This is a genomic window from Rheinheimera sp. MM224, assembly GCF_947090785.1.
Classification (GTDB): Bacteria; Pseudomonadota; Gammaproteobacteria; order Enterobacterales; family Alteromonadaceae; genus Pararheinheimera.
Window position 1 is genome coordinate 3,557,815 of the sequence record NZ_OX352320.1, and the last position, 15,247, is coordinate 3,573,061.

16 protein-coding genes are annotated in these 15,247 nt (G+C 47.2%); 2 read left to right on the top strand and 14 right to left on the bottom strand.

What is annotated here, in order from left to right; genetic code table 11:
- Positions 1-43 precede the first annotated feature (43 nt).
- From ispG to trmJ, 14 genes are all read right to left on the bottom strand, one after another.
- Positions 44-1,159 carry a flavodoxin-dependent (E)-4-hydroxy-3-methylbut-2-enyl-diphosphate synthase gene (ispG, locus tag OM978_RS16835; protein WP_264343431.1) on the bottom strand — a complete coding sequence of 372 codons (1,116 nt, stop codon included), beginning with the start codon at positions 1,157-1,159 and terminating at the stop codon, positions 44-46.
- The gene (locus OM978_RS16840; RefSeq protein ID WP_264343432.1) at positions 1,159-2,355 is read right to left on the bottom strand and encodes a RodZ domain-containing protein; all 1,197 of its coding nucleotides are present in this window, start codon (positions 2,353-2,355) and stop codon (positions 1,159-1,161) included. Before OM978_RS16840 ends, ispG begins: the two co-directional genes overlap by 1 nt.
- The gene (pilW, locus tag OM978_RS16845) at positions 2,352-3,749 is read right to left on the bottom strand and encodes a type IV pilus biogenesis/stability protein PilW (protein ID WP_264343433.1); all 1,398 of its coding nucleotides are present in this window, start codon (positions 3,747-3,749) and stop codon (positions 2,352-2,354) included. The genes OM978_RS16840 and pilW overlap by 4 nt, the downstream gene beginning before the upstream one ends.
- A gap of 23 nt (positions 3,750-3,772) precedes the next feature.
- Entirely contained in the window at positions 3,773-4,897 is a 1,125-nt protein-coding gene (locus OM978_RS16850) for a bifunctional tRNA (adenosine(37)-C2)-methyltransferase TrmG/ribosomal RNA large subunit methyltransferase RlmN (protein WP_233008350.1), read from the bottom strand.
- A 162-nt stretch (positions 4,898-5,059) separates the two neighbouring features.
- A complete protein-coding gene (ndk, locus tag OM978_RS16855) occupies positions 5,060-5,491 on the bottom strand; it encodes a nucleoside-diphosphate kinase (RefSeq protein WP_233008349.1) in 432 nt (143 codons plus the stop codon).
- Between the two features lie 181 nt (positions 5,492-5,672).
- Positions 5,673-6,011: an ISC system 2Fe-2S type ferredoxin gene (gene fdx, locus OM978_RS16860; protein WP_008900497.1), complete on the bottom strand. Its 339-nt coding sequence runs from the start codon at positions 6,009-6,011 to the stop codon at positions 5,673-5,675.
- 1 nt (position 6,012) lies between these two features.
- On the bottom strand, positions 6,013-7,869 hold the full coding sequence (hscA, locus tag OM978_RS16865; RefSeq protein WP_264343436.1) for a Fe-S protein assembly chaperone HscA: 1,857 nt from the start codon (positions 7,867-7,869) through the stop codon (positions 6,013-6,015).
- Positions 7,870-7,877: 8 nt separating this feature from the next.
- Positions 7,878-8,399, bottom strand: a complete 522-nt coding sequence (hscB, locus tag OM978_RS16870; RefSeq protein ID WP_264343437.1) for a co-chaperone HscB — start codon at positions 8,397-8,399, stop codon at positions 7,878-7,880.
- A 12-nt stretch (positions 8,400-8,411) separates the two neighbouring features.
- Positions 8,412-8,735, bottom strand: a complete 324-nt coding sequence (gene iscA / locus OM978_RS16875) for an iron-sulfur cluster assembly protein IscA (RefSeq protein WP_264343438.1) — start codon at positions 8,733-8,735, stop codon at positions 8,412-8,414.
- A 3-nt stretch (positions 8,736-8,738) separates the two neighbouring features.
- The gene (gene iscU, locus OM978_RS16880; RefSeq protein ID WP_264343439.1) at positions 8,739-9,122 is read right to left on the bottom strand and encodes a Fe-S cluster assembly scaffold IscU; all 384 of its coding nucleotides are present in this window, start codon (positions 9,120-9,122) and stop codon (positions 8,739-8,741) included.
- Positions 9,123-9,151: 29 nt separating this feature from the next.
- A complete protein-coding gene (locus tag OM978_RS16885) occupies positions 9,152-10,366 on the bottom strand; it encodes an IscS subfamily cysteine desulfurase (protein WP_233008345.1) in 1,215 nt (404 codons plus the stop codon).
- 19 nt (positions 10,367-10,385) lie between these two features.
- Positions 10,386-10,868 carry a Fe-S cluster assembly transcriptional regulator IscR gene (gene iscR, locus OM978_RS16890; RefSeq protein ID WP_264343441.1) on the bottom strand — a complete coding sequence of 161 codons (483 nt, stop codon included), beginning with the start codon at positions 10,866-10,868 and terminating at the stop codon, positions 10,386-10,388.
- Between the two features lie 131 nt (positions 10,869-10,999).
- The gene (cysE, locus tag OM978_RS16895; RefSeq protein WP_233008343.1) at positions 11,000-11,809 is read right to left on the bottom strand and encodes a serine O-acetyltransferase; all 810 of its coding nucleotides are present in this window, start codon (positions 11,807-11,809) and stop codon (positions 11,000-11,002) included.
- 10 nt (positions 11,810-11,819) lie between these two features.
- The gene (trmJ, locus tag OM978_RS16900; protein ID WP_264343442.1) at positions 11,820-12,542 is read right to left on the bottom strand and encodes a tRNA (cytosine(32)/uridine(32)-2'-O)-methyltransferase TrmJ; all 723 of its coding nucleotides are present in this window, start codon (positions 12,540-12,542) and stop codon (positions 11,820-11,822) included.
- A gap of 262 nt (positions 12,543-12,804) precedes the next feature.
- Between trmJ and OM978_RS16905 the strand changes: the two genes are divergently transcribed.
- Together OM978_RS16905 and purD are read left to right on the top strand one after the other, a co-directional pair.
- Positions 12,805-13,629, top strand: coding sequence for a class I SAM-dependent methyltransferase (locus tag OM978_RS16905; RefSeq protein WP_264343443.1), 825 nt, complete (start codon positions 12,805-12,807; stop codon positions 13,627-13,629).
- A gap of 74 nt (positions 13,630-13,703) precedes the next feature.
- On the top strand, positions 13,704-15,002 hold the full coding sequence (gene purD, locus OM978_RS16910) for a phosphoribosylamine--glycine ligase (protein ID WP_264343444.1): 1,299 nt from the start codon (positions 13,704-13,706) through the stop codon (positions 15,000-15,002).
- Positions 15,003-15,247: the final 245 nt, after the last annotated feature.

The window sequence follows — 15,247 nt, forward strand, 5'->3', positions numbered from 1 at the left end:
GGTTTTATCTCTTTATCCTAAGCGGAGGATGCAGCGAGGCTGCTCAGTCCAGCTGTTTAATTTCAATCAGTCGTTTTTGCTCTTCCAGATACAAACGTATCTGAGCTTCCAGCTGTTCTGCGACAGTGTTGTTATCAATACGTAATTTCTGGCGCTGACCTTTGAGGTAAAAACCACTCATACGGTTCGCACCAGCTACACCTAAATCAGAAACTAAGGCTTCACCAGGACCATTCACTACACAACCAATGACGGATACAGTCACAGGGTCGATGATATCTTCCAGTCGCTGTTCCAGCTCGTTCATGGTTTTGATCACATCAAATTCCTGACGGGAACAGCTTGGGCAGGCAATAAAATTAACACCGCGGGAACGAATGCGTAGTGATTTTAAAATATCAAAACCCACTTTCACTTCTTCAACCGGATCAGCCGCCAGTGAAATACGTAAGGTATCGCCTATGCCTTCAGATAACAGCATACCAAGACCAATAGCAGATTTAACTGAACCAGCACGAGCACCGCCTGCTTCAGTAATACCCAAATGCAGCGGTTGTTTAATTTGTTTCGCCAGCAAACGGTATGCACCTACAGCTAAAAATACGTCTGATGCTTTGACACTGACTTTAAACTGGTCGAAGTTCAGACGGTCCAGAATTTCGACATGGCGCATTGCTGATTCCACCAAAGCTTCTGGTGTAGGTTCGCCGTATTTTTCCTGTAAATCTGCTTCAAGCGAGCCGCCATTCACACCAATACGGATAGGAATATTTTTATCGCGTGCCGCTTCAACCACAGAGCGGATACGGTCTTCACGGCCTATATTGCCCGGGTTGATACGTAAACAGTCGACACCGTATTCAGCCACTTTCAGCGCGATACGGTAATCAAAATGAATATCGGCCACCAACGGAATAGGCGATTGCTGTTTAATCAGCTTAAAGGCTTCTGCCGCTTCCATCGTAGGCACAGACACACGCACCAAATCAGCGCCCGCTTTGGCAATGGCATGAATTTGCGCCACTGTAGCTGCCACATCTGTGGTTTTGGTATTGGTCATTGACTGCACTGCAATAGGGGCATCACCACCTATCAGTACATTGCCTACTTTGATCTGGGTCGACTGGCGTCTTTTAATAGGATTTTCTGCGTAACTCATCAGTTTTGTCCGAGGGTTAACCGGGCGACCCGACCTGTTGGATAACCTGACAGGTCAATGGCTTCGCCATTAAAGCTAAGAGTGGCTGCGGCTGCGTTGCCTAATAAAACTTTGACTGGCGCAACACCACGTAAATTTAACTGTTCACCGGCCTGACGACTACCAAACACCAAACGTTTGCCCGTCGCATCAACCACATCCACCCAACACTCTGCATTCAGTGACAAATTGATAGTGGCATTAGCCGATGCATCAACAGCTGCTGCAGTCTGAGTTTCTGTAGCTGAGGATTCAGTTTGAGTCGTAGGCTGATCAGTTGCAGTATCAGCAGTTGCAACAACCGGAACGTCATTTGTTACCGGTACTGATGTCTGAGATTCGTTCTGAACCGGAGTGGTGACTGCAGGAATTGATTGCTGCAATTGTGGTTCACTCTGAACCGGTAATGTCACAGCATCTGCGTTAGTAGTTGCGGAATTTGAATCTGTTGTAGTCTGCGGCACTGTTGCAGCAGGTTGCGTCACTATGGCTTGTGACTGCGACGGTATCACAGTAGGAACATCTGCGTTTAAACTAGTTTGTGGCGCAGTGGTAAGAGCTGGTGTATCAGTCGCTGTTGGCGAATGATCCAACTGAGTGACAGGAATGCTGTTCTGTTGCGTCTGTGGCTGTTCGGTTGGCTGATACGACTGAGTTTCGACAGGCTTCGCCTCTTCACTGGCCAGCATAGTTTCATCCGTTTGTGCCATAGGCAAAGCAGAACCTGAAGCTGAGCCACCAAAACGACTTTGCCAGAAGCCTAACACTAACAACACAACAAAGACGGCAATAACAAAATAAGTCACCCACATAAAGCGGTTTTCTGTGGCTTCTTTGGCGGTGCGTTTAGAGAAACTCCGGGTCAGGCTTGGTACCTGATGTAAACCTTTGGAGTTACTGCTATAGGCATCCAATACTTGTTGGGCTGGTATTTTCAGTAATTTGGCATAAGAACGTAAATAGCCACGAACAAAAGTTGAGGACAGCTTGGCATCGACCTGATCCATTTCCAGATCGTCTATCAGGCTTTTACCTAAATTCAGTTGCTGTGCCACTTGCGCCACGGTCAGATTTTGTTGCTCTCTGGCCTGGCGTAGGATTTGGCCTGCGCTTAATGCTGTTGGTGCGCTGCTAGGCTGCGTTAATTCAGTCGTCATAATTCCAATTGTGCCGGATCTTTTAAGTAGATAAATTGCCCAGCCCGTATCGGGCTTTGCTCAGTTAAGTTGTTCCATTGCAGCAGGCTGGTTAGTTTCACCCTGTAACGCATCGAAATCCGGAATAAGGTGTCGCCATACTGGATTTGATAACGTTCTGGTACTTCAATTTGTGGTTCGATCTGCCGGGGTGCTTGTTGTCCAATCCAAAGGACCATGCCCCTGACTATAGGCTGATTATCACGCAAAGAGTTCCAGCTGATTATATCGCTAATAGTAACACTGTAACGCTCCGCTATGCCATACAAGGTTTCATCTTGTTGCACTTCGTGTTGCCGGACCTGCCCTTCTGACTCTGGTTGTGTCACTTCAGCCTGATTTTCTGCTACTGCAACAACTTCTGTTTCAGATAGATTCTCAGACAAGATGCGTGCTTCCGGTAAAGGTTCTGCAGCTGGTGCCGCGCTAAGCTGGGCTTGTTCTGTCGCCACAGCGGCTGGTGGCTTTTTACGGGTGATTTTGATTTTGGGCTGCACCACACCCGCTTTGACTTGTTCAGCAGGTTGTTGCAGCAACTGTTTTTTATAGTCTTGTCTGAGCAAGCTAAATTCGGACTCACTCAACTTGCCCTGACTAAACAACAAGGTTTCCTGGCTTTGCGGATAAGTGGTCAGCAATAACTGCTCTGCCGTTTGCATCCGACTGTAGTCTTGCAGCTCCTGAGCAATCAAATAACCCAGCAACACAGAACGGGGCGAAATTTGTGAGGCACTTTGCATTCGATCCAGCAGCACCTGCGCCGCTGGTAAATCTGCCATCGCGTAATTGACCGAAGCTAAGTTAAACAAAGCACTGGGACGGCTGGCATTGTGTTTAATGGATAAATCCAGGTAGGTTTTGGCCTGAATAAAGTCTTTTTGCTCTAGGCGGCACAAGGCGATATTTTCATAGCTGTCAGCAGCGCGGATATAACCAGGGCGGCTTATCGCTTGCAGCAATAATTGTTCGGCTTGATCATATTTGCCACGCTGACATAAAAAAGCGCCGTAGTTGTTGTAGGAGTCAGCGTTGTTGGGTTCGAGATCTATGGCTGTTTTGTAGGAGGTTTCGGCGGCTTCGAATTCTGCCACCTGCTGATAATAATAGGCCATAGCGTTATGCACTTCGGCCAGTTCAGGCGCTAAGCTTTTGGCTTTTTCCAGATTAAACTTGGCCTGCGCATTATCACCCCGTTGCAGGTAGTTAATGCCAAGCGCTATGCGGGTACGGGCAGCTTCCTTTTGATCCATCTTAGGACGAATTTGCCGGTCACTGCCCACTACTGTGGTTTCAGTGACGCAAGCTGCCAACTGTAAACTGAAAATAACACAAGCCAGGAGCCTGAGTTTTTGCATAGGGGTACCAGTTGAATGGAGTGTTACACCATTTTTACTGAAATCTCCTGACCTTTCATCTGTTTTTTTTCTAAACGCTTGGTACGGTCAATCACATCACCCACTAACTGACCACAAGCAGCGTCAATATCGTCGCCGCGGGTCTTACGCACCATCACTGTATAACCATGTTCCTGCAGCACTTTATTAAAGCGGTCGATGCGGGAATTGCTAGAACGTTTGTACGGTGAACCAGGGTATGGGTTAAATGGGATCAGGTTCACTTTAGATGGCGTACCTTTCAGGGCATGCGCCAGTTCATGGGCTTGTTCCATGCTGTCGTTAACACCATCCAGCATTACATATTCGACTGTGACTTTATCGTTGGCACGTGAATCTGTGACATAACGCTTCGCCGCAGCCAGGAATTCTTCCATAGGGTATTTTTTATTAACAGGCACTAACTCATCACGCAGGGTGTTATTCGGCGCGTGTAAAGAAATAGCCAAGGCCACATCGATACGCTCTTTCAGCATATCTAAAGCTGGTACTACACCTGAAGTACTTAAAGTGACGCGGCGTTTGGATAAACCAAAACCAAAGTCTTCCAGCATCAGCTCCATGGCAGGCACTACGTTGTTTAGATTCAGCAAAGGTTCGCCCATGCCCATCATTACCACGTTGGTGACTGGTTTTTCACCTGTATCGCCGTAGCTGCCGATGATTTGAGCTACACGCCAGACCTGACCAATAATTTCAGACACTTTCAAATTGCGGTTAAAACCCTGCTGGGCGGTAGAACAAAAGGTACATTCTAAAGCACAGCCAACTTGCGAAGACACACATAAAGTGCGGCGGTCTTTTTCCGGGATCCAGACAGTTTCAACTTCCTGACCACCCACCAAACCCATCACAAACTTGATAGTGCCATCGGCACTGTCCTGACGAGTCACCACAACTGGTGCTGCAATCACGGCTTTTTCTTTTAATTTGTCACGCAACTTCTTGTTGATGTTGGTCATTTTATCAAAGTCGTCGATGCAGAAATGGTAGATCCATTTCATCACCTGATCGGCTCTGAAGCCTGCTTCACCAATAGAGACAAAAAACTCCTTCATCTGGGTACGGGTCAGATCAAGCAGATTGACTTTGTTTTCTGTTTGGCTCATTTGGGCTTTTCCTCACAACATAGATAGATAAAAAATAGGACAGTTTAAATAGATAGAAAGGGAGCTAAGCTCCCTTTTCTTATTCATCGTCCTTGTAACGCATTCTAAACTTGTGTAATTGAAGCTGCAGATGCACTGCTGCTTCAAGAACGACAGTTTAAATTAACGAGTGCGTGAGCAAAGTTCCGCTTCAGTGAAGAAGAATGCGATTTCACGGGCAGCAGAAGCAGCAGCGTCTGAACCGTGAACAGCGTTTTCGTCAATACTTGCAGCGTAGTCAGCACGTAAAGTACCGGCAGCAGCGTCTTTAGGGTTAGTAGCACCCATGATTTCACGGTTTTTACGAACAGCGTCTTCGCCTTCTAACACCTGAACCATTACTGGGCCAGAGGTCATGAAAGATACTAAAGCTTTGAAAAATGGACGCTCTTTGTGCTCACCGTAGAAGCCTTCAGCCTGTTCCTGGCTTAAGTGCAACATTTTAGCTGCAACAATACGTAAACCTGCAGACTCAAAACGGTGGTAGATAGCGCCGATGTGGTTCTTTGCTACTGCATCTGGTTTCACGATTGAAAAAGTACGTTCTAAAGCCATGACAGACTCCTGTAATCAAAAGGGTGAATAAATTTAAGGCCGCGAATTATACGCTAAGCAAAATAAAAAACCTATTTTTTCTAAATACAGAGGATAAAGCATTTATTCTGTGATCAGAACCAGTGCTGCAACTAGTAAAAAAGCAGCCCGAAGCTGCTTTTTTTGTATCACCAGACCAGACTTAATGCCCTTCGCTGACCATATTGACTGTGTATTTCGGGATTTCGACTGTTAAATCTTCGTCCGCGATACGGGCCTGACAGCCTAAACGTGAGTCTGGCTCTAAACCCCAGGCTTTATCCAGCATATCGTCTTCCAGCTCATCGCTAGGATTCAGAGAGCGGAAGCCTTCACGAACTATGACGTGGCAGGTAGTACAGGCACAGGACTTTTCACAGGCATGTTCAATAGAGATACCACAACGTAAAGCGACATCCAGCACAGTTTCACCTGTTTGGGCTTCAACTGCGACACCTTCAGGACATAATTGTGCATGGGGTAAAAAGATGATTTGTGGCATATCAGACCTCGTCGACCTTATGACCTTGCAATGCCTTGCGGATAGAGATATCCATCCGGCGTGCTGCAAACTCATCCGTTATATGATTGGTATGTTCAATGGCAGCTTTAATAGCGGCCGTGTTGTCGCCTTGTTTGACTGTCGCAAGTTCAGCAAGGGCTTGTTCTACACTTAATTTTTCTTCTGCAGTTAAAAGTGCCGCATCGGCATTTAGGGCTACAGTGACAGCTTCAAGCACTCGCTCGGCTTCCACTTGTTGCTCTTTTAACAAACGTAGTTGCATATCCTGTTTGGCATACAACATAGAGCTTTGGATCATGGTCGCGACCTGATCGTCACTTAAACCGTATGAAGGTTTGACCTGAATACTGGCGCTGACCCCTGTCGATTTTTCCGCAGCTGTGACACTCAATAAACCGTCGGCATCGACCTGAAATGTCACCCGAATATGAGCTCCACCAGCGGCCATAGCAGGGATATTGGTCAGGTTAAAACGAGCCAGAGAACGACAAGCATCTACCAGTTCACGTTCACCTTGCAGCACATGAATAGCCATAGCGGTCTGGCCATCTTTAAAGGTGGTGAATTCCTGAGCTCGGGCCACAGGGATCACTGTGTTGCGTGGAATAATTTTTTCCACTAAGCCACCCATAGTCTCCAAACCTAAAGACAGCGGTATTACATCAAGCAGCAAAGTATCGTGATCAGATTTATTGCCGACCAGCACGTTGGCCTGAATAGCAGCACCTATGGCCACTACTTTATCCGGGTCTATAGACGTTAAAGGCTCTGCAGCAAAAAACTCCGCCACAGCGCTTCGCACTAATGGTACGCGGGTAGAACCACCGACCATTACGACTTGTTGAATTTCTTCGGTGTCTAAACCGGCATCACGCAGCACTTGTTTACAAGCGCGAATGGTCTTGCGTACTAAAGGCTGAATTAAAGCATCAAAGTCTGAGCGACTGATTTGGCCTTTAAATTCACCAGAGGCTAATGGCAGGACAAAATCCAGCTGCTCTGTTGCACTTAAGTTTTCTTTAATTTGACGGGCTGTGACCAGATACTGGCGCAGCTCTGAATGCGAAAGTGTGCTTTGGCCAGTTTGCTGCTGTAACCAGTTGACTAAAGTGTGATCAAAATCATCACCACCTAAAGCCGAGTCGCCACCTGTGGCCAGCACCTCAAACACACCACGCTTTAAACGCAGGATAGAGATATCAAAAGTGCCACCACCTAAATCGTAGACAGCAACCACGCCTTCCTGACCTGAATCCAGGCCATAAGCTAAAGCGGCTGCGGTAGGCTCGTTTAATAAACGTAATACAGTTAAACCAGCCAGCTTGGCGGCGTCTTTGGTCGCCTGACGTTGCGAGTCATCAAAATAAGCAGGCACAGTAATAACCACACCTGTCAGCTCGCCACCTAAGGTCTGGCTTGCTGTATCTGCTAAAGTCGCCAGAATTTCAGCTGAGACTTCAACCGGGTTTTTAATGCCCTGAATGGTGTTTATCGCCACTAAACCAGACTGGTCGACCAGCTCATACGGAATATGTTCTGCGTCGGCGTTGATTTCAGCAAAACCACGGCCCATCAGACGTTTGACTGACACTATAGTGTTGTGTGGATCCAGCACAGCATCCGCTGCTGCAGCATGGCCGACTATGACGTTGTCTGCGGTGTAACGCACCACAGAAGGCAACATGTCCTGGCCTGCTTTATTAAACAGAGTTTTGGCTTCGCCACTGCGAACAGTAGCAACCAGCGAATTGGTGGTACCGAGATCAATACCTGCGGCTAACTTGTGCTGATGTGGAGCCGCGCTTTGACCGGGCTCTGCAATTTGTAATAACGCCATGCTGCTCTTTAATCTTGTGTTTGTTCAATCAGCTCCAGCTCTTGCTGCAGCTTAAAGAAAAATTTGAGTTTGCGGATTATATCAGCCGCCTGATGATCGTGCTCAGGGTTGTTGGCGTCCAGTGCCGATTGCAACTGTCGTAATAAGGCTTTTTTCTGCTGCTGAATTTGCTGGTCGGCTTCATCAATTAACGCATCAGGATCCACTGCATCGCTAATCTCTGCCAGCAACTCACGTAATTCCATTTGCTGCATTAAAAAAGCAGGTTCCATAAAGCTACGCTGCTCGTTACTGATTTTTAAACCCCGTAACGCCAGTAAATGTTCAGCACGTAACAACGGCTGTTTTAAGCTGTGATACGCATCGTTGATATTGGCCGCCTGTTGCACCGCCATCAGCTTATCGCGCTCAGAGCCAGCTGCATGTTTATCCGGATGAAACTGACGCTGCAGTTCCAGATAACGTGTGCCTAATTCAGTCAAATCCAGCTCAAACTGAGCTGGCAGATGAAAAAGCTGAAAGTAATTCATCTGCGCCCTTCGTTAAACGGTGAAGCTTTCGCCACAACCACATTCGCCATTGACGTTTGGGTTGTTAAACTGGAACCCTTCGTTTAAACCTTCTTTGACAAAATCAAGCTGAGTGCCGTCTATATAGACCAGACTTTTACCGTCAACTATGAGTTTCAGATCGTTGTATTCAAACACCTGATCGTCAGCGTTTAACTCGTCAACAAACTCCAGCACATAAGCTAAACCTGAACAGCCTGTGGTTTTTACACCCACACGCAAGCCAAGGCCTTTGCCTCTGTTGGCCAGGAAGCTTCTGACGCGATCCGCTGCCGCTGGTGTCATTGAAATAGCCATAACTTAGTTCCCGTGACGTTGTTTGTAATCAGCAATGGCTGCTTTGATTGCATCTTCCGCCAGAATAGAGCAGTGAATTTTTACCGGAGGTAAAGCCAATTCCTGTGCTATATCGGTGTTTTTGATTAAAGCAGCTTCGTCGATGCTTTTGCCTTTAACCCATTCAGTCACTAATGAGCTGGATGCAATAGCACTGCCACAGCCATAGGTCTTGAACTTGGCATCTTCAATAATGCCCTCTGCGTTAATTTTTAACTGTAACTTCATCACGTCACCACAAGCCGGTGCGCCAACCATACCTGTAGCTATAGTTGGGTCGTCTTTAGCGAATGAACCGACGTTACGCGGATTTTCATAATGGTCTATGACTTTAGTACTGTATGCCATGATTCTAAGTCCCTAATTTGATTAATAACTTAGTGTGCAACCCAGGCTACGCTGCCTAAATCCACGCCGTCTTTGTACATTTCCCACAGAGGTGACATGTCGCGTAATTTACCAATGGCGTCATGCACAATCTTAATGGTGTGATCAATTTGCTCTTCCGTGGTGTAACGGCCGATGCTGAAACGAATAGAACTGTGTGCCAGCTCGTCGGTTAAACCTAAAGCACGTAAGACGTACGAAGGTTCCAGACTGGCTGAGGTACAAGCTGAACCTGAAGATACGGCGATGTCTTTTAACGCCATAATCAAGGACTCACCTTCAACATAGTTAAAGCTGACGTTGGTAATACCCGGCACACGTTGCACAGCATCACCATTTAAAAACACCTGTTCGATGTCTTTAATACCATCCAGCAGACGGTCACGTAACACCGCAACACGTTCACGCTCAGCGTGCATTTCTTCTTTGGCAATACGGAAAGCTTCACCCATAGCCACAATCTGGTGCGTGGCTAAAGTGCCTGAACGCATACCACGCTCATGACCACCACCGTGCGTCTGAGCTTCTAAACGAATACGTGGCTTACGACGCACATACAAAGCGCCAATACCTTTAGGACCATAAGTTTTATGACCAGAGAACGACATCAGATCTACTTTTAGCGTCTCTAAATCTATATCCACTTTGCCTGTAGCCTGAGCCGCATCAACATGGAAAATAATACCTTTGCTGCGGCACAACTCGCCGATAGCGGCGATATCCTGAATCACACCAATTTCGTTGTTGACGAACATGATGCTGATCACTGTGGTATCAGGGCGGATAGCGGCAGTTAACTTGTCTAAATCAACTAAACCACTGGCTTCCACGTCCAGATAAGTCACTTCAAAACCTTCACGTTCCAAAGAGCGCATGGTATCCAGCACAGCTTTGTGTTCGGTTTTGACGGTGATCAGGTGTTTACCTTTTTTATGGTAAAACTGCGCTGCGCCTTTGATAGCTAAGTTGTTTGATTCGGTCGCGCCCGAAGTGAATACAATTTCACGTGGGTCGGCGTTGACCAGTTCGGCAATTTGCGCACGGGCAATTTCTACCGCTTCTTCTGCCTGCCAGCCGAACTTGTGCGAACGTGACGCCGGATTACCAAAAGAACCATCCATAGTCAAAAATTGCATCAGTTTCTCGGCCACCCGCGGATCGACCGGGGTTGTGGCTGCATAATCTAGATAAATAGGTAGCTTCATTTTCTGCTCCGGCTTTTGCCTACAACTGGCAACTGACTTCGATTTCAGTTGCTGGATTTTTTAACACACGGCCATCTTGCCGTTTCGCCACTTTTTTCACTTCATTCTGGCGAACCAGTTCACCTAAAGTGATACCGGTGAGGAAGTCTTCGATACGATCGCTTAAGTCTGTCCACAAGGTGTGGGTTAAACATTTAGCGCCGCTTTGACAATCAGATTTACCCTGACAACGTGTTGCATCTACGGACTCATCGACCGCACTGATCACAGCAGACACCGATATTTGCATCGGATCTAACCCCAGTTGGTAACCACCACCTGGACCACGCACGCTGCTGACCAGACCTTGTTTGCGTAAACGGGCAAACAGCTGTTCAAGGTAAGACAGGGAAATACCCTGACGTTCAGAGATATCCGCCAATGATACCGGGCCAGATTGTGCATGTAATGCAACATCCAGCATAGCTGTCACAGCGTAACGGCCTTTTGAAGTTAAACGCATAACGGACTCCCTGAAACGAATGGCGCAAATTGTACATTCTTGACTGTTTTAGTCAAGTATTAATCCTACCGTTTTAGTCAGGTATTATCCGTTTAGGTTCAACTCTTTTTCCGATGATTCGCTCTGATTGCTTAAATAGTCGGATCAAAAGCATCTACAGCTTTTTTACGATGTTCAGCTGCTTCACGTTCGGCCTGAATAAAAGCCTCATCTTCAATAGCAATCTCCGGCACTATGTCGCAGACATTGCCACCAAGCTTGTTGACGCTTTGGCAGAGCTCCGTCACTTTGTTATCCAGAAAGTGCATATGATCCAGCATCCGGCCCATGGCATTAGCCACTGGATCCGGGTTATCGCTGGAGACAGCATACGCATCAAAACCAAACTTTTTCGCCATTTGCTGACGCTGTTCAGTCAGCGCCATATCTTGTTTAGCGACAATACGGCCAGGAATACCGACCACTGTTGCACCTGCCGGTACATCTTTGACGACGACAGCATTTGAACCAATACGGGCACATTCACCGACATACAAAGGCCCCAGTACTTTGGCACCAGCACCTATCACCACACCATTGCCTAAAGTTGGGTGACGTTTCCCAGGATTCCAGCTGGTACCGCCTAAGGTCACACCATGGTACAAAGTGACGTCATCACCTATTTCGGCGGTTTCACCTATCACTACACCCATACCATGGTCGATAAAAAAACGACGGCCAATTTTTGCGCCAGGATGAATTTCGACCCCAGTTAACCAACGGGCTATGGTGCTTAAAAAACGCGCCAGCCATTTCCAGTTCGCTTTCCATAGACGGTGATTCATCCGATGCCACCAGATGGCATGTAAACCAGGATAGTTAGTCAGTACTTCAAAAGCACTGCGCGCCGCTGGATCCCGCTCGAACACACTTTTAATGTCTTCTTTGATACCTGCAAACATCTTACAAATCCTATTGCTTGGTGGTGCGTTGAATCGAGGCCAGAATGCCACGCAAAATATTCAATTCTTGATCATCAGGTCTGGAACGGGCGAATAACCGGCGCAGACGAGCCATCACAATGCCTGGGTGCTGCTTAATAATAAAACCTGTGTCGCTCAGGGTTTGCTCCAGATGAACATAAAACTTCTCCATCTGGTCAATTTCCGGATACACAGTTAAATCTGTTTCCGGGGTTTTATCCTGCTGCGCTAAAAAGGCTACCCGAACTTCATAAGCGATAATTTGGACTGCCATAGCTAAATTCAAGGAGCTGTATTCAGGATTCGCCGGAATACAGACATGGTAGTTACACATTTGCAGCTCTTCATTGGTCAGGCCATTGTTTTCACGGCCAAATACCAATGCCACTGGTTTTTGTGTGGCTTCCAGCACAGCTTTTTCGCCACATTCACGTGGCTCCAGCATAGGCCAGGATAAAGTGCGGGAACGGGCACTGCTGCCCACCACTAAACCACAATCGAATATGGCCTGCTCTAAAGTGTCCACCACTTGCGCATTAGCTAAAATATCACTGGCTCCTGCAGATAATGCATAAGCCTGACCGTCTGGTAATTCTTTTGGTGAAACCAGCACCAGCTTGCTCAGACCCATAGTTTTCATGGCGCGGGCAACTGAACCTATGTTTCCGGTATGAGAAGTACCCACTAAGACAATACGGATATGCTCTAACATGCCCACTCCAGCTAATGCTTTGGCGATAAGGCTGCCGCTGTTCTGAAGTCATCTTCAGCAGGGCCGCCCAGCGTAAAAATTCAAGGGGCGGCATTTTATCACAGCGTAAAAATTTTGTTGATTGAAATTTGGCAGTCCAGCCATCTAAAATTAGGTGCTTTAGTCTGTCGTCCCACAAATATCGCCGCTGGTGATTTCTCACTGCAAAAGATGTTGTGCTTTGTTACACTAGCGCAGGTTTTTAACTCAGAAGGATCGTGTTATGAAGGCGTTATCGCAATTCGTTTTAGTATCCAGTTTAGTGCTTAGCCAGTTTTCTTTTGCAAACACCGATACCACAGCTTTACAGCAGGCGGTGCAAAACCCAGCCCGTACTGAAGCCAATAAAGCGCGAGACCCATACCGACACCCGGTTGAAACCTTAGCTTTTTTTGGGGTGACACCACAAAGTACACTAGTTGAAATATCCCCTGGCGGTGGCTGGTACACAGAAATTCTGGCTCCGTTACTCGCCAAAGAAGGCAAGTACTACGCGGCTCATTTTCCGGCCAACAGTACCTCAGAATACGCAACACGCAACCTCAAAGCATTTAAAGAGAAGCTGGCTGCCAGTGATGCTTACTCCCAGGTCGTAGTCACAGAATTCTCTCCGTTACCTAATCAACAAGTCGCTCCTGCTAACAGCGCTGATGTGGTTCTGACCTTCCGTAACCTGCACAACTGGTATATGCAAAAAGGTGAACAAGGCATGATCGATGCTTTTGCTTCCTTTTACGCAGCTTTAAAACCGGGTGGTGTATTAGGTGTAGTCGAACACCGTTTACCAGAAGATAAAAAGACAGCCGACTGGTTAAAATCAGGCTACTTCCCGCAAAGTCTTGCGGTTGAATTGGCACAAAAAGCTGGTTTTGTTTTAGAAGAGAGCAGCGAAATTAACGCCAATCCAAAAGATACAGCGGATCACCCGGGTGGGGTCTGGACTTTGCCTCCTACTCTGTCACAAAAAGAGCAGGATAAAGACAAGTATCTGGCCATTGGTGAAAGTGACCGTATGACTCTGAAATTCCGCAAACCAGCAGCCAAATAGGCTGCTGTTTGTTTTAGTAACACTGATTTTTTAGTTTTTGATATTTTTAGTTTTTGATTGAGGCGAGACTGACGATGAAAGTATTAGTGATAGGTGGTGGTGGTCGTGAACATGCTCTGGCATGGAAAGCAGCACAATCGGCTCATGTGACACAAGTCTTTGTAGCTCCGGGCAACGCAGGTACTGCGCTGGAAGCTAATCTGACCAACGTGGCTATTGCAGCAGACGATGTGCCTGCCCTGACCGCTTTTGCCAAAAGCGAAGGCATAGCTTTGACTATAGTGGGTCCTGAAGCACCACTGGCCAAAGGTGTGGTTGATACCTTCCGTCAGCAAGGCTTAGCTATTTTTGGCCCAACTCAGGCCTCTGCTCAGTTAGAAAGCTCAAAGGCTTTTGCCAAAGACTTTTTAGCCCGTCATAAAATCCCAACTGCGTCTTACGCTAACTTTACTGACGTAGAACCAGCTAAAGCTTATGTGAAAGCTTATATCGAAAAGCAGGGCACTCCTATAGTGATCAAGGCCGATGGTTTAGCTGCAGGCAAAGGCGTGATTATCGCCCAAACTGAAGCTGAAGCTTTTGCAGCCATTGACGATATGCTTGCTGGCAACAAGTTTGGTTCAGCTGGCAGCCGTGTGGTGATTGAAGAGTTTTTAACAGGTGAAGAAGCCTCCTTTATTGTGATGGTCGACGGAACTCATGCATTAGCTTTTGCTTCGTCTCAGGATCACAAAGCCCGTGATGATGGCGACAAAGGTCCAAATACCGGTGGTATGGGTGCTTATTCCCCGGCGCCAGTTGTGACTCCTGCTGTCCATGATTGGGTCATGCAAAATGTAATTTACCCAACAGTGAATGGAATGGCGTCTGAAGGTCATATCTACACAGGTTTCCTGTATGCAGGTTTGATGGTATCGCCTGATGGCACCTGTAAAGTGCTGGAATTTAACTGCCGTTTTGGTGACCCTGAAACTCAGCCTATCATGATGCGTTTACAGTCCGACTTAGTGGAACTGTGCCAGGCCGCTGTGGAAGGTAAATTAGCCCAGCAAGAAATTAAATTCGACAGCCGTGCCGCTGTAGGCGTTGTGCTTGCTGCTGGTGGTTATCCGGATGATTACCGCAAAGGTGATGTGATTTCAGGTTTACCTACAGAAGACAGCCGTGAAGCCAAAGTATTCCACGCTGGCACTGTATTAAAAGACGGTCAGGTGCTGACAGCCGGCGGTCGTGTATTGTGTGCCACAGCCTTAGGAGCGAACGTAACTGCTGCACAAAAAGCGGCGTACGAGCTAACTGATAAGGTGCAGTGGGAAGGCGTCTTCAGCCGCAGGGATATAGGCTATCGTGCCATAGCTCGCGAGAAAAATTAAATCCCCGTCGTACTTGAAGCCGCAGTGTTGTTGACTTCGCCTCTCGCCCCAGTCACATAGGACTACTATGCTCCTGGGGTCTCGCTGGCTTGTCGCCTAACTGCAACATCAATTACTTAGGGTATTATTTTATCTTTAAGGCGCCGTTTGGCGCCTTTATTCTTTTTGTTCCGCCGTTCACAGCAATTTCATACGAAATTCAACGATTTACCCTTGTAGATTTTTCTGACTGCCTTAGGCTGTAC